This window comes from Herpetosiphon giganteus (assembly GCF_016907925.1).
GTDB classification, from domain to species: Bacteria; Chloroflexota; Chloroflexia; order Chloroflexales; family Herpetosiphonaceae; genus Herpetosiphon; species Herpetosiphon giganteus.
In genome coordinates this window covers 125,303-142,511 of sequence record NZ_JAFBCZ010000004.1, presented here as the reverse complement: position 1 = coordinate 142,511, position 17,209 = coordinate 125,303, and the positions used below count along the sequence as shown (strand labels likewise).

Here is a 17,209-nt window from a genome sequence, read left to right as displayed (position 1 = left end):
ACTCCTTCGGCTAGTGGCGCATTAAATTGCGGAGCCAAAAGCCCAAGCCAGCCCCCCAAATCAAGCTGCCTAGAGTTGTCCAGCTAAGCGTGGTGATTAATGCCCATTGCCAAGCATTATCAACCAACTGGCGGATTCCGCGCCATTGAAGCCAACTAATTGCGCTTGAAGTAAACCCAAAAATAAAGAAAATAGCCCAGATATAGCCAGCGAGGGTTGTTGGCTCGTGCTTGGACAGAATGAAATACGTAATCCCAACAAAGCTCAATGTTCCCAGCGTTGCACTATTCAGGCTCCAAAATAGCCGCTTGAAACGATGATTAATCGCCAGACTTTGCAGCAAACTTGCAATCAAGATCGTGATAAACACAGGAATTATGAGGATGACCCATAGGTTGGGTTGCAGCGCGCGCTGGCCGTTGATCAGTGGCAGTTGCACATTGGTCGCTCCAATGCTGAAGATGAGCGCAAGGTTGAGCACTGGATAGATGATGCTGCTGATGAAAAATGCTAAGCAATTTATGCCCAGCCAAGCGAGCCAGTGGCGTGGTTGCTTATGGGCTGCAAGCTGGGCCGATGGCACGTGATATAGCGGTGTTGTTTGGTTAAGTGGCACTTGCGGTTCTTCACTCATTTGCTCAACTCCTTACGAATCCAGCGCTTCCTGCGGCTTGCCTGATTCCGCTTAGGCAAGCGTGTGCTTGGTCATCTTGGTCAGCGTGTTTTGCTCCATCATAGGAGCACCACCAAGGCAAGGAGCAGGCTGCCAAGTAGGATGCTCATGCTGCTCCAGGTTAAACTACTGATCCAAACCCAATCGCGTGGATATTCGACAACAGCTTGAATTTCAAGTCCTTGAATTAATGCTGTACCAAACGCGGTCATCCCAAAAACGATCAATAAAAAAATAATCAGGATGAAACCGTAATGCTGGTTGAGGCTTTGGAGGCTAAACTGGGCCAAAAACATACTTGTTGGTAGCAGCAGCCCAGCTGTCAAGGCCGATTTGGCGACCCAAGGCCTACGTGGGATCGCAGCGCCAAAGGCTGTATGTTGAATCATGGCGACGGGAATAGCAGTTAATGTTGCCATAATTCCCAAACCGAGCATAAAAAATAAGTGATTGTCGCTGTCTAGCTGGTCAAATATCAACGGGTGCATGTTTTGGATGAAAGTAGCAATGATCACAATAATTGGAAAGAGTATGATTGCGCCAAAGCAAGCCACGCCATTAACTGCAACCCAGCGTTTCCAACGATTTGGCTGATTGAGGTTGGTTAGCGGCGCAGTTGGCACACGATAACCTTGGGGCGAATCGGCATGTGCTAGCTGCTGAGGATTCATCGATGGTTCAAGCATAAAAACCTCTCTTCTCTCCTTATTGGTTGCTGATTAATCAGGTGTGCTGGGTTTCCTCTCTGTAGCTGAGGAAACCCAGCAACGATCGCGTTCGAGATTTGGCGGCTGGTTAGATTTCGCCTGCAATTGCCATCGCAAAGAAGCCAACCATGCCACCAACTACCAAACCACCAAGGATTGTCCATGTTAGCCCAGTCGTGATCAGCCATTGCATTGGCCGATTGGCAACCTCTTGGACTTCAAAATATTGGACAAAGGCTGTACCAAACGCGGTCACAGCAAAAATAAAGGTTACCATGAGCATATAAATCAAAAAATTGCCTTCGCTAATTGGCAATATCTGAAGTAGCTCTACACTGAGAAAGGTGCTTAGCGGCAGTAAAATGCCAACCGCGAGCGCTGTTTTGCCAACCCATGGCCACAACGAAACTTTACTATGCAAAGCCCCACGTTGAATTAAGGCCACAACTGCGGCAGTAATCGCGCCCGATAAACTATAAAGCACGTAGCCAATCAAACCTCTATTGTCTAAATCATTAAAGTTTTGAAAGTTTGGATTTGAATCGATGTAATCGGCGGCAATGATCATACCTAGGATAACAAAAAGGCTCAGAAAGATCATCGATGAGATAAAAAAGCCGAGCACATTCATGCCAACCCAACGCGTCCCGCGATCAGGTGCATTAATATCTGCAATAAATTGTGGCGGCCCCATATACCCAGGGTTGCCATAGACGACTGGCTGTTGATAGCCGTAGGGCGCTTGCGGCTGGCCATAGCCTTGTTGTTGATAGCCCTGTGGTTGGCCATAGGGCGCTTGCGGTTGGCCGTAGTTTTGTTGGCCATACGGCGCTTGTGGTTGTTGATAGCCCTGTGGTTGGTAGCCTTGTTGCTGACCATAACCATACGGTGCTGGATTCGCTGGCAATTCTTGGCTTGACCCATCAAATGCCCGCGTTACTTGAGGCTGAAGGGCTTGGGTTGGAATTGGTTGGTCTAAATTGGCTGGATGTATCGGTGTGGTTGGGGGAATCCGATCAGACATAAACACATCTCCTGATAGATCAATCAGCGTGCTGCGCAAGCTTAAATTGGGAATAAAAGGCCTAGGAATTGTAGCACTATTGCAATTAAGCGTACCTACCAGATTATATAGATGCAGCCACCGAGTATGCAGGCAATGCCTGTCCAGGTTAACACTGTGATTTTTACCCAATCATTAGGTCGTTGGGCAATTTTTTTAACTTCGGACAGTTGGGCCATTGCGGTTGCCAACGTAATCAGCCCAATGCAGGCAATGAAATACAGCATACTGATTAAACGAGTGTTTTTGTTAAATAATGACTGTGGTTGAAGCATAAAGATAAAGATCGCTACGTTTGCCGAGCTTATGATGGTTGTGATCAAACCAGTTTTTAAGATCCATGGCCAGAATGAAACTCGTTTGTTCAATCCATCGCGTTGGGCGGTAGTGCCGACCATTGCACTCAAGCCAATCAGTACCCCTGGTATCCCAATTGAAAGCATTGGGTTCAGCCTTGGGTTATCGATCCAGTCAAGGTTGAAAGGCTCATACACGGCGACCATGAGTATGCAAATCACGAATCCATAGAACACTGCAAAAGCGAACATGAAGGCCAGTACGTTATAGCCAAACCAGCGCCGCAAGCGTTTAGGCTGATTGACGTTTTGGCTTGCAACCTGATAGCTTGGGGTTTGATTATCAAGCTGTTGGGGGTTATGTGTAGCATTTAATTGGCTGCTTAGTGGCTGATCTGCCATCGCTCTAGCTCCTCTGCATATGCCAACGAGCGCCCTCAGGACGCTCGTTGGTTTGTTCGCTTAACGTGGATTTGTGCCTATGGATAGCGGGGTTGTGCAATTGTCACGCCTGCTGGTGGCTTGACTCCAGGCCCATACAAATAGAAATCTTCCCATGGGTAGTAGCGAGTAAAGAAACGTTCGCGATTGGTTGCGCCATTGGCATTGGTAATGACGCGATACATCGTCACATCCATGCCTGCCCGCCCATGGACGAGTTGCTCAACTGCCCCACGGCGCATGGTTTTGTCGTATTGCCAAACCGGTTTGCCTGGTTGTTGCTCGTTGGAATAGGTTGGACCTTCCATGCTGGCGCGCCGGCCATCGCCATAGCCCCACAACGTGAAGGTTACCCGTCCGGCGCTGGTGTCGGTATCAGTCCACATGAAAATATCGGTGCCTAAATCGTTCTTCCAGCGGAAATCGACCTCTGGTACGAACACGGTTGCATCGAAGCCCAAAATATTTTCATAGTAGTAGACGATGTAGCTATGGCCGTAGCGCTCGACAATTGGCAAGCCGCTGTTGAAGACCGCCCGATACATCGTGGTTGAAACTTGACATAAACCGCCACCAACCACTTTTTCGAGCTTTCCATTGACAATGGCATAGCCATCGGTAAAGCCAGCTTCTTCGGAAACATCGCCAACATTTTGGTTGAACGAAAAGACCTGGCCAGCTTTGACTGTAATGCCTTTGAAGCGATCAGCCGAGCGTTTGATGTTGTTAATCCGTTCGGCGTTCGAGCCGCGATAGTAGGTCGTTGCCCCGCCGAGTTTTTGCACTTCGCGGGCTGGCTTCAGCACATTTTGATCAATGCCCATGCGGGTGATGTATTGCTTGCCCAACAACCCTTGTTGAATTTCCCACTTGGTGCCAGCGTGCTCTGGATGCCATTCCATGCGGGCACGTTCAAAATATTGCACCGTATAGGTTTGGCCATCTTCGGCGTTAACTTCGGAAAACTCTTCGCTAATTGGGTAGCCAAAGGTGTACAAGCCACCATGGTTGGTCCAATAATCGCGGAAGCCGCCGCCTAATGAGTGCCCCGACTCAGGATAGAAAGTCGCGCCTTCGTAGCTTGGGCCGGTGCGCCACACAAATGGCTCTTCAGCTTCGCGACCTTCGGCGGCAACCGCGCCTAAGCGGGTGGCCAAAATATAATAATCGGTATTCTTGTTTTCAGGGTGAATTTCCAAGCGTGCGCGCTCAAAATATTGTACCTGAAACCCATTCTCCCAAATCACTTCGGTTAATGGCAAGCCAAACACTTCAAGATCGCCTTGGCGCTCGTAGAAACGTTTTACATCAAACGAGATGTTGTGGCCAGTTGCCGGAAAATAGCGATATGGCTCCCATGCAGTCGTTTGTTGGGCCTGCACGGCAGCGCTAACTGGAGCTGTTGGTACTGCTGGGGCAAGCCCAAACAGTGCCAATCCCAAGACCAGTGACGGTACAATCCGCCAACGTTGACCTGGCATAGTTCTATTCTCCCAATTGCTTAGTAATTCAGTATTAGGCCATTGTACGCGTCAGTTAAGCTTGCGTCAATGGTGAGAATTGCTAATTGATGGCTGGTTGCCCCAATCGTAATTGTATTTGCTGAGCTTCAAAACCTGCCATGGCTCAACCCGTTGCACTCCTGGCAAGGGTGCAATATGGTCGGCCAACAGGTCTAATAACTCATCGGTGGAGCGCAACCACGCTTCTAAAACAACATCATAGCTGCCCAAGGTCAGGCCCACAAAATGCACATTTGGTAAATTGCATAAGGCTTGCTCAATCTGGCGCTGATACGCGCGATCGATTTGCATGCCGATGATTGCCACCACTTGATAGCCTAAAGCATAGGGCGAAGCAACTGCCACTATCTTAATCAAACCGTCTTCGACCAAGCGCTCAATGCGGCGGCGCACGGTTGGCTCGCTGCTGCCAACTTTGCTGGCAATCGCCCGATTGGGGAGGCGGGCATCGGTTTGCAAGACTTCTAAAATGGCATGATCAAGCTCGTCCATTGTCATAACGTATTCCTCCAATGTGGACTGACGAAACACACTCTTCGGGGTTTGGCACAATGACGTTTTTCGTCAGCATTTTGTTCCCAAATTTGTTAGGATCATTACATACCACTGATGTAATGATTAATTCAGGCTATGCGACGCTGCATGAGCTTGATTAACACCCATGTTTAGGAGTTTTACAATGGCTTGGTTTTATTTAGTCGTGGCAGGCATGTTGGAAATTGGTTGGGCGCTTGGCTTGAAATATAGTGAAGGGCTGACCAAACTTGGCCCAAGCATTGCGACTGGTGTGATGTTGATTGGTAGTATGGCCTTGTTGGCAATGGCCTTGCGCGATTTGCCCTTAGGTACAGCCTATGCAATTTGGACGGGTATTGGCACGGCGGGCACGGCAATTTTGGGCATTTGGCTGTTTGGTGAATCGGCCCAGCCTTTGCGCTTGGCATGTTTGGTGATGATCGTTGCAGGCATTATCGGGCTTAAATTGTTGGGTGGCAAGCCTGCCTAATTGCAATTAAGCGTTATCGATGTTCCTCAACAACAAGATTTCAATCGATCATCAATATGCTGGATTGCCACCAATTATCCTTTAGGGGGTGCAGGGGGATGAAAACCCCCTGCGTTTCCCTCCAGGGGAGGGACGGAAGGGTGGCGATCCATAGACTTACCAAAACCATCTATAACATATCGGCACTTACCCATGCAAATGCACAGTTAGGCACGTCCCTTCGCCAACCACACTAGCGACATCGAGCGTGCCACCAAGTTCTCCGGCGCGTTCCGACATACTGGTTAGCCCCAAATGTCGCCCGCTGCGCTCCAATAAATCTGGGTCAAAGCCACAACCATTATCTTTTACCATCAAGGTCGTCGATTTGCTGGCAAAACTAAAGCTGACCCGCACGTTGGTTGCTTGGGCATGACGCAGCGCATTTGAAATCGCTTCTTGGGCAATTCGATATAAGCCAGCGGCATGGGCTGGGCTGAGCACCGAATCTTCGCCTTCGCATTCCAAATTAATGGCCACATCTTGGGCATTCAAGCTAGCAATATGTTCATGCAGCGATTTGATGATGCCATGTTCTTGCAACGGCGTTGGCCGCAATTGCAGCAGCAGCTCGCGCATTTCCCCAAGCGATTGATGTGCCGCAGCCTTCAAGCGATCGATTTGGGTGGCAGCCCGCACTGGGTTGCGCTCCACTTGGGCACGGGCTGCTTCCGCCGTCAAGGTCATGCTAAACAGGGTTTGGGTGACAGAATCATGCAATTCACGCGCCAAACGCGAACGCTCTTCTGCTTGGGCCGCCCGCCGAGCTTGATCATACAAGCGGGCTTGCTCAATCGCGATTGCCGCCGAGGTCGCCAAGCCTTCGGCCAAAACCAATTGCTGTGGCCCAAATGGAGCATCGCGATCAGGCGTTGCCACCAAGACAACCCCTAAAACTTGATCCTTGATGCTCAATGGCAAAGCCAACAAGGTTTGGTAGGGAATTGTAGGCGAAACCGCGTGAATCACGCGCGCGCAGCCTTGCTTGATCACTTTGGCCAAGGTTGGCTCGTTGCTCAGCGAGGTTGGGTTGGCCCAGCGCATGCGCAAATAATTGTGGTCGCCCATTGCGCCCGCTTGGGGAGTCAAGCGCTCGCCCTGTTCATCAAGCAACAGAACCAAGACATCTTCTGCATGCAAGGCTTCGCCAATCGCGGCGGCGGCGCGCAGCAACACTTCGGGCAAGTGCAAGGTCGAGCCAACCGTGCGCGTCATTTCCAAAAGCAAGGCCATTTCAGTGGCGCGCCGTTCTGCTGCTGCAAATAAATGTGAATTGTGCAAGGCCAAAGCTGCTTGATTGGCAAAATTGGCAACTAAGTGGCCATCATCGGCGGTATAGGCATTTTCGCGATGGCTATCAATCGTCAGAATTCCAACTGTGCGTTCGCCGACGCGCAATGCAACCCCAATCCATGAACGAATTGGCCCAGGCTGCATCACAAACGATGGATCTTTGCGCACATCGCCCAAAACCACCGGCCCAGGCGAGCCAACCACCCGCCGCGCTAGCTCATTTTCGGGCACCGAAATCCGCAAATCATAGACTTCGTTGTTCATGCCACGGGCAGCTATTACTTGTAACTCATCATCTTCGAGTTGCTGCACCGAAGCGCTATCGAAGGTAACCACCCGTTCAAGTTGGCGCAAGATACAAGCCAACACTTCATCGCGATCAAGCGTGGCATTCAAGGCAACTGAAACTTCGTTCAAGGCCGTTAGTTGAGCTACATATGAACGAGTATCGTCGAGCAAGGTTTGCAATTGATTGGTCGATTGATCGCGTTCAGCGGTGCGTTCGTCGATGCGGCGTTGCAAGCGTTGATGCGATTGTTGCAAATCTTCGTAGGCCCGTTCGAGCGTGGCATAATCAGTTTGGATGCTGTTATATTCGCTATCGAGGGCGCTATGCGCTTGCGCCAGCACCGTGCGTTCGCGTTCGGTGCGTTGAATGCTCGTCCATGCTTGGCCAAGCAACAGGCTCAACGAGCCAAGCGTAATCAATAATGCCAGCCAGTGTGGGGCAATCCAGAGCCAGCCAACCCCAATAAATACGCCAAGCGTTGCCAAGCCAAAGCTCATGGCTGGGGTTAATCGGGGTTGTGGGGTTGGTCGTGCTTGATTGGTTGGGGCATCAAGAACACGCATAACTGGCTCCTTACTATGGTTAATCATGGCGTTGAATCGCCAAAAATGCTTGTTCAACTTGGCGGCGGGTATCCGCGAGCGAACCGCTATTATCAATTACAACATCAGCATGGGCGATTTTATCGGCCTGACTATTTTGAGCATTAATCCGCAGCAATGCTTCGGCTTCGCTCATTCCACGGTGTTCGATCAAACGAGCCAATTGGATGGCTGGGTCGGCGCTCACCACCCAAACTGCATCACACATGGCCGGATAGCCACTTTCGATCAGTTTAATTGCATCGATCACGACGACCTTAGTTTGCAATTGTTGTTGGGTTTCCAGCCAAGCCAGAATATGTTGGCGCACTGCTGGATGCACCAAGGCTTCCAAGCGCCGCAATTGGGCTTGATCGGCAAATACGATTTGGCCAAGGGCTTGGCGATTAATTGGCTGGCCCAACGTTTGGTCTTGCACAATCGCTAGCCCAAAGGCTTCAACGATTGGCTGATAGGCGCTGCCGTCAGGCGCTTGTACCTGATGCACCACTGCATCAGCATCACACACCGCTGCGCCCAATTCTTGCAGCATCGCCACAACCGTGCTTTTGCCACATGCAATATTGCCAGTTAATCCAATTCGATACATACAAGCCCTTATACAAGGATGAATTATGAATTATGAAGGATGAAGTTTTTAACCACGAAGGACACGAAGAGCACTAAGACTGCTATTAACAATGTTTAATGCCAAAATCTGAACTTTTTAGCGTCCTTCGCACTCTTAACGGTTACGTTCATCCCTCATAATTCATAATTCATAATTTCGTTACGCTCCGACTTCTTCGGCCAATTGCTCCCAGCGGGCATAAAAATCGCTGAGTTGGTTTTCGAGCGCAGCGTATTGGCTGCCAAGTTCGCCAATTTTGCGGGTATCTTGCTTGGTTGAGGCCTGCATAATTTCTGCATCAAGCGCAGCTTTGCGTTGCTCCAACGTGGCAATTTCGCGCTCAAGATTTTGGAGTTGGCGTTTGGCGCTGGCTGGCACTGGCGTGGGATTGGCTTTGTTGGCCTTGGTTTGGCGCTCGGCGGCGCGTTTGGCTTCGATGGCGGCTGCTTCAGCGGCACGGCGTTCGTTTTCACGTTGCGCCGCTAAGGCCGAATAATTGCCCGGGAAGCGGGTAATGCTGCCATCATCATTCACCAACCACAAGGTATCAGCCACCGCATCGATAAAATAGCGGTCGTGCGAGACAAAGAGTAATGTACCATTAAAATCATTAAGTACACCCTCAAGCGCTTCGCGGGCCTGAATATCCAAGTGGTTGGTTGGTTCGTCGAGCATCAAAAAGTTGCCGCCGTTGAGCATCAACTGCGATAACGCGACGCGCGAACGCTCGCCCCCCGAAAGATCGCGAATTTGCTTAAACACATCATCGCTGGTAAACAAGAAGTTGCCGAGCATTGTACGGGCGCGGGTTTCGCCCATTTGCGGGTTATGGCGCAACACTTCATCTAAAATCGTGTTGTTGAAATCAAGCCCTTCGTGGCCTTGGGCATAGTAGCCAAGCTGCACGTTGGCTCCAACCTCAAAGCTGCCTGCCAGCGGCTTAAGTTGGTCAACCACGGTTTTGAGCAGGGTTGATTTGCCGCTGCCATTTGGCCCAAGCAAGGCCACCCGTTCGCCACGCATCACATACAATTCATCAAATTGTAGCAAGGTCGTGTTTTGGCCGTTCTCGGTGTAGCCAACGCCAAGTTGCTCTAAGGCCAACACCACATCGCCAGAACGAAGATTGGTCTGCAACGCAAATTTCAGTTCTTTGCGGCGTTGCGGGCCTTCAATTGCCTTCACATGGCCGTGAATGCTATTCCAGCCTTCTTTGAAGCGGTTGAGGCGGCGTTCACGGCCTTTGGCTTCGCGAGCACGCACGCCAGCCTTGAAGCGCCGAATAAACTCTTCGGTTTTGGCGATCATCTGCTGTTGAGCTTCAAACTCTTTGGCTAAACGTTCCATGCGTTCAGCTTTAATTGTTTGATATTTTGAATATGAGGCGGCGTAATCTTGCAAGCGTCCCCATTCCATTTCCCATGTGCGGTTTGAAACGCGGTCGAGGAAGTAGCGGTCGTGGGAAATAACGATTAATGTGCCATCCCATTCGCGCAAAAAGCCTTCGAGCCATTCCAAGGCCGCCATATCAAGGTGGTTGGTTGGTTCGTCGAGCAAGAGAATATCGGGATCGCCGAGCAGTGCCACTGCGAGCGCAGCGCGGGTGCGTTGACCACCGCTAAACTGGGCGATTGGCTGAGTCCACTGGGCATCAGTAAAGCCAAGCCCTTGGATGGTGCGGGTAATGCGATGTTCTTTTTCGTAGCCACCAGCGTGCTCATAGCGATGTTGCAACTCGCCATAGCGCTCCATTGCCTGCTCCCACTGCGGATCATCGGGATTGGCGATGGTTACTTCGAGCTGGCGCATTTCATCTTCGATGGCGCTGAGCGCGGCAAAAGCGGCATGCGCTTCGCGCTCCAAGGTCGAATCGGGGGCAAAGGTTGCTTCTTGGGCTTGATAGGTGACGCGCAAACCGCGTGAGCGATGCAGCGCACCTTCGCTGGCGCTATCGATGCCAGCAATAATTTTCATCAACGTCGATTTACCAGCTCCGTTAACCCCAACTAAGGCAATTTTATCGCCACGGGCCACTTGGAACGAAATAGCTTCAAATATTTGATCGGCTCCAAACCATTTGCCGAGATCATTTGCAATTAAGACAGACATTAGCGGATGCTCCTCAAGGTTTTATTCATCATACCATTGCTTTAAGTTTTGGCTATCAGTCTTGAGGCGCACGCCTGCTTGCTGCGTTCGGTTGAGCAGAAGCCGCTAAAATGCCAAAGCGGCGCGATCGACGTTGATCGTGCCGCTTATTCCTCAAGCTACAAGCAAACCTGGTTTATTCGGCGAGGCGGTAGCCAACACCCCATTCGGTCAGCAGAATTTTCGGCTGACGGGGGTTGTCTTCTAATTTGCGCCGTAAATGCCAGATATAGACTTTCAGCGAATCGTGATCTGATTCTTTGCCACTGCCCCAAATCGAGCCAAGCAATTTTTCGTGGGGCACAACTTGACCAACGCTATCAGCCAGCAAAATCAACAACTGATATTCGGTTGGTGTGAGATCAATCACTTTATCTTTGACTTTCAACTCGCGGCGTTGGCGATCGAGCACCATCAAGCCTTCGCCTGCGGTGATAATTGGTCGTTGCGGTGGAATCCGCCGCAACAAGGCACGCACGCGGGCCAGCAATTGGCTTGGGCTATACGGCTTGGTCATATAATCATCGGCACCGCTATCCAAGCCCGAAACGATTTGTTGGTCTTGAATGTTGGCAGTGAGCATCAGAATTGGCACATTGCTGAACTCACGAATCCGCCGGCAGGTTTCGTAGCCATCCATGGCTGGTAACATCACATCCAAAATGATTAAATCGGGTGTGAGCGAGCGGACATACTCGATGGCAGTTGGCCCGTCGTAGGCAATTTGAACCCGATATTTTTCCATGGTGAGTTGCAACGACAGCAACTGGGCTACATCGGGTTCATCATCTACAACTAAAATTAATGGTTGTTCCATACGTGAGAGATCCTCTCCAAAAAAACACTAACCCGATTTTTTAGGGCAATAATTCTGATAATACATGATCCATCTCAGTCTCGGTAATCGCATTAATCCGAGTATACCGAATAATCCCTTCAGAATCAATAAAAAAAGTCACTGGAATATTAAAAATCCCAAATGCTTGTTGGGCAACCCGCTCATTATCAAGCGCAATCGGGTAGGTTACGGCGTAGCGCTGAATAAAGCGCCGAATTTCCTGATCCTTATCTTGGTCGGTCAGGTTGATGCCCACGACGGCGATTTTATCACCATAGCGCTCGGCTGTGCGCACTAAGGCTGGCATTTCTTCCTTGCATGGCTCGCACCACGAGGCCCAAAAATTAATAATTAAGGGCTTGCCACGGTATTCGGTTGGGTTAAAGCTGCCGCCATCAACCGTTTTCAGCACCATGGCAGGCACTGGGCGGTCAATCCCAACCACGGTTTGCGGTTTATTACTATTGCCACTCGTTAAGATTGCCACCGTCGCAATAACGATAATTGCGACAACAATTCCTGCGCCCAGCCAAAGCCATTCTTTGCGCGAAAGGCCTTGCTTGACGGTTGTTTCTAGTTCGCTGGTCATAATTGCTCCTAGGGCTTGGCTCCATCAAGCAGGCTCTGGGCTAGTTGGGCCTGGATGCTGTCGGGGCTAAGCTCAATCACTTTGCGCCATAAACGCTTGGCATCGTCCATGCGTGGCTCTGGCAGCAGGGCATACACGCGCCCGACATTCAGCAACACCAGCAAGGTCTGATCATCTTGGGCCAACGCAGTTTCAGCCTCGGCAAGCGCTTGTTCGCTATAAAATGGATTACCAAAGCCGATGCCATAGCGCGCCAACGCCACCGCCCGATCCGAACGAATCAAGGGCTGGAAGTTATCCAAGGCCAAGGCTTGCGAATAAGCATCGCTGGCTTGAATCCAACGGCTGAGGTTTTGCACATAGGCTTGGCCGTTAGGTGCATGCTCATAAATCATCTGAATAAAATCATAATGGGCATGGCCAAGCATAATCCAGCCATTCGGATCACGTGGGTTTTGGTTGATCACGCTTTGGGCCTGCGATGTGCTGGCATCAAGCGCCAAGAGCTGGTCGCGCACATTGGGATCGCTAATTTCGCTCAGAATTGCCGAGGCAAACAGCGGCATTTCTTGCGGGGTTCTCTCGGCGGGCGGGCGGGTATTAATCCAAATCAGGCCGCCAGTTCCTGTAAGTACCAGCGCGGTTGTGACAACCAAGACCAGCCAACCATTCAGCCAGCGCCAACGGACTGCACGCTCAACATCGATTGGTTTAATCGGTACATTGCCGCGCCGAGGTGGCAGCGGACGATAATCTAATTCATCGGGTTGTTCCGACATTCTGTTTAAACTCGCTAGCTACGGATGTAAACGCTGCTTGCATCCGTAGCGGTTATTATGGATTAGGTTGTAATGGTTTTTGAATGAACCATTATGTTCCCTCACCCATGATGCTTCTTCTTTCAAGCATATGTTGTTAATCAGCATTCGTGATCACCACCCTTCCGTCCCGCCTCAAGGCGGGAAACGCAGGGGGCTTTAATCCCCCTGCACCCCCTCAAGGACAATTAATGGTGATCATGCATGCATTGATGAACCACTAAATTGTTGGTTTTGAAGCCTTAATATCCTTGAATAAACCATTACGATTAAGCGGCTTGGGTTGCGGCCTCAGGCACGCTGGCTTGGGCGCGCTTTTTGGTGGCATGTTCGATAAAGCGGCGCGTAGCTGCCAACGAGCCACCAAGTGTCATCACAACAGTGCCAACCCAAACCAAGCCAACTGCCGGTTTGGTGCTAACAAAAATATCAGCCCGTTCTGGCAAGATTGGCAAATCCAAGCCAACGATTTGCAATTGCACTTGACGATTTTCCAAGCTCAGCGCCGAAATCAACACTTGATTGCCATCGGCCAAGGTATATGGCTCTGGTTGGTTGCCAACCTCGGCAATTGCCCGTAAGCCTGGCTCGATTGTCGTGGCGTTGCCAGCTTCGTCGTAGAAGGTCAAACGCGCTTTGATCGTAATTTCATCGGTGTTGGTTTCAGCCCCAGTATGGCCTTCGGGCAGGCTATAATCGAAGTTTTGAAACACAAAGCTATAGGGGCCAACGCTGCCTTTTTGGCCTTGGGCCAAGGTTAGCAAATTGGGGTTGCTCTCGGCCAAATATTTCCCTGGCGAGATATACAAATCGCCCCACCATTCGCGAATAATCGCTGGATTGCTGATCCATTGACCATCGCGTGGGTTGAGATACAGCTGTGGCGCTGCATCCTGCACTGCACCATTCTCGCGTTGCACCGCCAAATCGATTACGCCTTTTTCGGCTCCTTGGTTGTTGGTACGGGTGGCATAGCCTTCGAACGTAATTTTGTGGCCAAAGGCAGTTTGGGTGGTGTTCAAAGGAATCGTCATGTTGATGTCGGGCGAGCTGTAGGCCGACGAGCCGACAAAGCCAATCACCAACAGGGCTGCGCCAATATGCGCCGCATAGCCGCCGATGCGCATCCAGCCGCCGCGCACTGTGCGCACGATCATCAACAAATTGACCCCAAGCCCTAAACTGCCAAATCCAAGATAGGCCAGCGAAAGCGGTTTGCGCACGCCAAGCAGCAAGCCAACCACCGTCGCAACCACAGCCAGAATGGCAGGCATGCGCAGGGCATAGATAAACTTGCGCGTGTTGCCACCGCGCCAGCCAAGCAACGGAGCCAACGTCATCAAGCCAATCACGACCAAACCAAACGGCGGCGTGACGGTGCGGAAGAAGCTTGGTTGCAGGCTAAAGCGGCCATCTTGGCTAGCAGCAATATCAAAGGCTTTGGCAAAGGTCGTGCGTAGGCCATCGCGCAACACTGGGGTTTGTGAAAACAGCGGCATCGAGGTGCCAATGCCCACAATCAGCGTGACAATCACCAAACAAAACATGCCTAGCACAAAGAAACTATCACGTGAAAACAGGTTCTCTGAAAGTTTGTTGACCGGAATGTCGCGCCAGCGCTTGATGAAAATGGCGAGCGAAGCTACTAAGCCAAGAATCAACACCACTGCCATGGTCGTGCCAAGGCCATCCTCGGTAAATGAGTGGACTGAGAAATCGCCCAAAATTCCCGAACGGGTCAGGAATGAGGCATACATCACCAAGCCGTAGGTTGCAATCGCAAGGCTGATGTTGGCGCGGCGCAAACCACCATGGGCGCGTTGTACCAACATGCCGTGCAGCAAGGCCGTTACAGTCAGCCATGGCAAGAGCGATGAGTTTTCCACTGGGTCCCAAGCCCAATAACCACCCCAACCAAGGGTTTCGTAGGCCCAATAGCCGCCAAGGGTTAATGCCGTGGTCAGCACAACCCACGCCGTAATTGTCCATGGCAAAGCAGCCTTGACCCAGGCATCGTAATCGCGCCGCCACAGCCCAGCGATGGCATAGGCAAAAGGAATTGCCAACAAGCCATAGCCCAAGAACAAAATTGGCGGGTGAATCACCATCCATGGATTGTGCAGCAGCTCATTCAATCCGCGCCCATCTTCTGCATAGATGATTTGTTTGGCAACATCGAAGCGCAAGGCAAATGGATTGTTGATCAGCATAAAGCTGATAATCGCCACCTGCACCGCCATCAAGGGCATCAGCACAAACGGCTCGAACTCGCGCGAACGCCGCAGCAGCAACGGCGCTGCCAATAAGCCAACCAAAGCCCAAATCATAAATGAGCCTTGTTGCCCAGCCCACAGCGCCGAAAGTTTGTAGCGCAGCTCTAAATCGTTCGATGAGTAGTTGTAGACATAATCAAACTCATAGCGCCCAAAATAGAACAAAGCCAAAAGCAACAGCGCTGCCCCAACGATCGCAACTGCGGCGATCCGCACGCCCCAACGCCCCCAACTCAAGGCGGTGCGCTGGCCTGCAATCAGCAAAATATAGGATGTAGTTGCGGTAAAGGTGGCGACTAAGGCGACAACTAGCAACAATGTGCCAAACATAAACAAATTCATCGACAATCCTCAGGGTTTGGTTTGCTGGCTTGAACCAAGCAGGCCCAAGCCATCCGACCTACTTGGCTGCTTGGGTATCTTCTTGATACTTCGATGGGCATTTGACCAACAAATCGTCGGCGACAAAAATGCCTTGGCTCTCATCGAATGCGCCAATCGCCACCACACTAATCGCTTGATCAAAGTTGCCTGGCTTGGGCTGGCGATAGAGCACTTCAATCGGCTGGCCCATTTCATCACGCATGGTAAAGCGGAATGCACCCGATTCAACCGTGCCTTGGTTTTGGGGGTAGCCCATCACTTGGACGTTGCGTCCGCTGGCTTTGGCTTCGCTCACGTTGACATAGGGCGTAAGCGAATCGCCCATCGAGGTAAAGCCCAACCAGCCAGCCAAGACCAGCAGCGCGATTCCGACCATGTGCAACGGTTTAAGCCGAAAACGGGGAGTTGTTGCTTCAGACATTGCTGGTTTCCTTTCGTTCGGGGTTGACCCGTTCTGGCCGAATTGGCGCGTTGGTTGCTTCGGTGCTTGGGTTGGCTTGGCGTTCTTGCAAGGCTTGGCGCAGGGCTTTGGCTTGGCGGTCAATTTTCAGCAAATAGGCAAAAATGCCCAGCCAAACCACTAAAGTTACCGCCGCCGCCACATACATGGCGAGGCCTGGATCGGTTAATCCGTTCATATCGTAATTCCTTGTTGTACTAATTGTTCATTGATGTCGAGCACATCGGCACGCAACCACCAGAGCCAGAAAAACAGCAGCGTAAAGCCAAAGAGGCTGGCAAAGAAGGTCAGTAAGGTGCGTTGCTCGGTCAACAGGCCAATATTGCCAGTGTTGGCGATTGCAATTTCAACCGTTTGATTGCCTGGCTCGCCCACTAAGCGTTTGATTTGGACATCGCGCAAGGTTTCGGGCAAACGCTCAATCGTTTCGGGCTTGTTGCTGGCCCGATTAAAAGACGGTTTTAAGGTGTAATTTGTGCCATTCGATAAAATGCTGACCGTGGCAACCGTCAGATCAGCTTGTTGCTCGATGCCCAATAATTCAACTTTGAAATCTTCGACGGTGCCGATAATCCGCCCATTTTCAGTCAATTCAATGCCTTGGCAGTTGGGCGTATTCAAAATCGCACAATTCGGGTGCAAGGTATCATCGGTGACCCGTGGAATCACAAAGATCAAAAATGGAACGGCTACAAAAGCCAGCAGGGCATAGATCGAACCAAGATAGCGTTGGCGTTGGCGATCTTCAATCGAGGTTCGCAAGGCAAAATAGGCAGCGTAAATCAGCATCAAGGCGGCAATTGCGGTTTCGCGTGGGTCCCAATTCCAGTAGGTTCCCCACACAACTTTGGCAAAAATCGCCCCAGTGACGGTTGCTAAAACGCTGAAAATTAAGCCCAATTCTGCCGCAGCCAAGGCCAAGGCATCGTCGCGAGCGCGGCCATGGCGCAAGTAGCGCCAGCTATAAATTGCCGAAAACAAAAAGGCGACGCTGGTCAGCCAGCCCGTTGGCACGTGCATAATCACAATTCGTCCAACGTTGCCCAAGCCCTCGTGAGCCGGCACCCACAAAAACATGGCCACGGCGACCAGTCCCAGCCAAATTCCAGTAAACCACTTAAAGGTTGTCGCAAGCATGCTTAATTGTTCCCACCATG

17 protein-coding genes are annotated in these 17,209 nt (G+C 51.0%); 1 reads left to right on the top strand and 16 read right to left on the bottom strand.

The genetic code is table 11. From position 1 onward, the window contains the following. Nucleotides 1-10: 10 nt before the first annotated feature. The 6 genes from JOD20_RS05070 to JOD20_RS05045 all read right to left on the bottom strand — a co-directional run bounded on the left by JOD20_RS05070 (nucleotide 11) and on the right by JOD20_RS05045 (nucleotide 5,201). Nucleotides 11-634 (bottom strand): hypothetical protein, encoded by a 624-nt coding sequence (locus tag JOD20_RS05070; RefSeq protein ID WP_204754222.1) that lies wholly within the window; start codon nucleotides 632-634, stop codon nucleotides 11-13. Nucleotides 635-732: 98 nt separating this feature from the next. Beyond that, a complete protein-coding gene (locus JOD20_RS05065; protein WP_204754221.1) occupies nucleotides 733-1,359 on the bottom strand; it encodes a hypothetical protein in 627 nt (208 codons plus the stop codon). Between the two features lie 109 nt (nucleotides 1,360-1,468). After that, nucleotides 1,469-2,404: a hypothetical protein gene (locus JOD20_RS05060; RefSeq protein ID WP_204754220.1), complete on the bottom strand. Its 936-nt coding sequence runs from the start codon at nucleotides 2,402-2,404 to the stop codon at nucleotides 1,469-1,471. A 95-nt stretch (nucleotides 2,405-2,499) separates the two neighbouring features. After that, on the bottom strand, nucleotides 2,500-3,141 hold the full coding sequence (locus JOD20_RS05055; RefSeq protein ID WP_204754219.1) for a hypothetical protein: 642 nt from the start codon (nucleotides 3,139-3,141) through the stop codon (nucleotides 2,500-2,502). A gap of 77 nt (nucleotides 3,142-3,218) precedes the next feature. Next, complete coding sequence (locus tag JOD20_RS05050) at nucleotides 3,219-4,661, bottom strand: VanW family protein (protein WP_204754218.1); 1,443 nt, start codon at nucleotides 4,659-4,661, stop codon at nucleotides 3,219-3,221. 66 nt (nucleotides 4,662-4,727) lie between these two features. Further along, a complete protein-coding gene (locus JOD20_RS05045) occupies nucleotides 4,728-5,201 on the bottom strand; it encodes an Lrp/AsnC family transcriptional regulator (RefSeq protein WP_054534220.1) in 474 nt (157 codons plus the stop codon). 181 nt (nucleotides 5,202-5,382) lie between these two features. Between JOD20_RS05045 and sugE the strand changes: the two genes are divergently transcribed. Next, nucleotides 5,383-5,709: a quaternary ammonium compound efflux SMR transporter SugE gene (sugE, locus tag JOD20_RS05040; protein ID WP_204754217.1), complete on the top strand. Its 327-nt coding sequence runs from the start codon at nucleotides 5,383-5,385 to the stop codon at nucleotides 5,707-5,709. A 186-nt stretch (nucleotides 5,710-5,895) separates the two neighbouring features. Here the strand turns inward: sugE and JOD20_RS05035 are convergent, their stop codons facing one another. The 10 genes from JOD20_RS05035 to JOD20_RS04990 form a co-directional block, all read right to left on the bottom strand. Next, the gene (locus JOD20_RS05035; protein WP_204754216.1) at nucleotides 5,896-7,893 is read right to left on the bottom strand and encodes a sensor histidine kinase; all 1,998 of its coding nucleotides are present in this window, start codon (nucleotides 7,891-7,893) and stop codon (nucleotides 5,896-5,898) included. A 19-nt stretch (nucleotides 7,894-7,912) separates the two neighbouring features. After that, the gene (gene coaE, locus JOD20_RS05030) at nucleotides 7,913-8,521 is read right to left on the bottom strand and encodes a dephospho-CoA kinase (protein ID WP_204754215.1); all 609 of its coding nucleotides are present in this window, start codon (nucleotides 8,519-8,521) and stop codon (nucleotides 7,913-7,915) included. Between the two features lie 180 nt (nucleotides 8,522-8,701). After that, nucleotides 8,702-10,651, bottom strand: a complete 1,950-nt coding sequence (gene abc-f, locus JOD20_RS05025) for a ribosomal protection-like ABC-F family protein (RefSeq protein WP_204754214.1) — start codon at nucleotides 10,649-10,651, stop codon at nucleotides 8,702-8,704. Nucleotides 10,652-10,826: 175 nt separating this feature from the next. After that, complete coding sequence (locus JOD20_RS05020; RefSeq protein ID WP_054534225.1) at nucleotides 10,827-11,507, bottom strand: response regulator transcription factor; 681 nt, start codon at nucleotides 11,505-11,507, stop codon at nucleotides 10,827-10,829. A gap of 40 nt (nucleotides 11,508-11,547) precedes the next feature. Then, nucleotides 11,548-12,117 (bottom strand): TlpA family protein disulfide reductase, encoded by a 570-nt coding sequence (locus tag JOD20_RS05015; protein WP_204754213.1) that lies wholly within the window; start codon nucleotides 12,115-12,117, stop codon nucleotides 11,548-11,550. A gap of 8 nt (nucleotides 12,118-12,125) precedes the next feature. Continuing rightward, complete coding sequence (locus JOD20_RS05010; RefSeq protein ID WP_204754212.1) at nucleotides 12,126-12,896, bottom strand: tetratricopeptide repeat protein; 771 nt, start codon at nucleotides 12,894-12,896, stop codon at nucleotides 12,126-12,128. A gap of 308 nt (nucleotides 12,897-13,204) precedes the next feature. Further along, complete coding sequence (locus tag JOD20_RS05005) at nucleotides 13,205-15,550, bottom strand: heme lyase CcmF/NrfE family subunit (protein WP_204754211.1); 2,346 nt, start codon at nucleotides 15,548-15,550, stop codon at nucleotides 13,205-13,207. A 58-nt stretch (nucleotides 15,551-15,608) separates the two neighbouring features. After that, the gene (locus tag JOD20_RS05000; protein ID WP_204754210.1) at nucleotides 15,609-16,013 is read right to left on the bottom strand and encodes a cytochrome c maturation protein CcmE domain-containing protein; all 405 of its coding nucleotides are present in this window, start codon (nucleotides 16,011-16,013) and stop codon (nucleotides 15,609-15,611) included. Continuing rightward, complete coding sequence (locus JOD20_RS04995) at nucleotides 16,006-16,230, bottom strand: CcmD family protein (RefSeq protein ID WP_204754209.1); 225 nt, start codon at nucleotides 16,228-16,230, stop codon at nucleotides 16,006-16,008. Before JOD20_RS04995 ends, JOD20_RS05000 begins: the two co-directional genes overlap by 8 nt. Beyond that, nucleotides 16,227-17,189, bottom strand: coding sequence for a cytochrome c biogenesis protein (locus tag JOD20_RS04990; protein WP_204754208.1), 963 nt, complete (start codon nucleotides 17,187-17,189; stop codon nucleotides 16,227-16,229). The genes JOD20_RS04995 and JOD20_RS04990 overlap by 4 nt, the downstream gene beginning before the upstream one ends. Nucleotides 17,190-17,209 lie beyond the last annotated feature (20 nt).

Excerpts from the sequence above, each read along its gene's own strand:
- JOD20_RS05000 (WP_204754210.1), bottom strand. The coding sequence starts at position 16,013 with ATGTCTGAAGCAACAACTCCCCGTTTTCGGCTTAAACCGTTGCACATG.
- JOD20_RS05045 (WP_054534220.1), bottom strand. The coding sequence starts at position 5,201 with ATGACAATGGACGAGCTTGATCATGCCATTTTAGAAGTCTTGCAAACC.
- JOD20_RS05055 (WP_204754219.1), bottom strand. The coding sequence starts at position 3,141 with ATGGCAGATCAGCCACTAAGCAGCCAATTAAATGCTACACATAACCCC.
- JOD20_RS05005 (WP_204754211.1), bottom strand. The coding sequence starts at position 15,550 with ATGAATTTGTTTATGTTTGGCACATTGTTGCTAGTTGTCGCCTTAGTC.
- JOD20_RS04990 (WP_204754208.1), bottom strand. The coding sequence starts at position 17,189 with ATGCTTGCGACAACCTTTAAGTGGTTTACTGGAATTTGGCTGGGACTG.
- JOD20_RS05010 (WP_204754212.1), bottom strand. The coding sequence starts at position 12,896 with ATGTCGGAACAACCCGATGAATTAGATTATCGTCCGCTGCCACCTCGG.
- JOD20_RS05060 (WP_204754220.1), bottom strand. The coding sequence starts at position 2,404 with ATGTCTGATCGGATTCCCCCAACCACACCGATACATCCAGCCAATTTA.
- JOD20_RS05070 (WP_204754222.1), bottom strand. The coding sequence starts at position 634 with ATGAGTGAAGAACCGCAAGTGCCACTTAACCAAACAACACCGCTATAT.
- JOD20_RS05015 (WP_204754213.1), bottom strand. The coding sequence starts at position 12,117 with ATGACCAGCGAACTAGAAACAACCGTCAAGCAAGGCCTTTCGCGCAAA.
- JOD20_RS04995 (WP_204754209.1), bottom strand. The coding sequence starts at position 16,230 with ATGAACGGATTAACCGATCCAGGCCTCGCCATGTATGTGGCGGCGGCG.
- JOD20_RS05065 (WP_204754221.1), bottom strand. The coding sequence starts at position 1,359 with ATGCTTGAACCATCGATGAATCCTCAGCAGCTAGCACATGCCGATTCG.
- sugE (WP_204754217.1), top strand. The coding sequence starts at position 5,383 with ATGGCTTGGTTTTATTTAGTCGTGGCAGGCATGTTGGAAATTGGTTGG.
- JOD20_RS05050 (WP_204754218.1), bottom strand. The coding sequence starts at position 4,661 with ATGCCAGGTCAACGTTGGCGGATTGTACCGTCACTGGTCTTGGGATTG.
- JOD20_RS05020 (WP_054534225.1), bottom strand. The coding sequence starts at position 11,507 with ATGGAACAACCATTAATTTTAGTTGTAGATGATGAACCCGATGTAGCC.
- coaE (WP_204754215.1), bottom strand. The coding sequence starts at position 8,521 with ATGTATCGAATTGGATTAACTGGCAATATTGCATGTGGCAAAAGCACG.
- JOD20_RS05035 (WP_204754216.1), bottom strand. The coding sequence starts at position 7,893 with ATGCGTGTTCTTGATGCCCCAACCAATCAAGCACGACCAACCCCACAA.
- abc-f (WP_204754214.1), bottom strand. The coding sequence starts at position 10,651 with ATGTCTGTCTTAATTGCAAATGATCTCGGCAAATGGTTTGGAGCCGAT.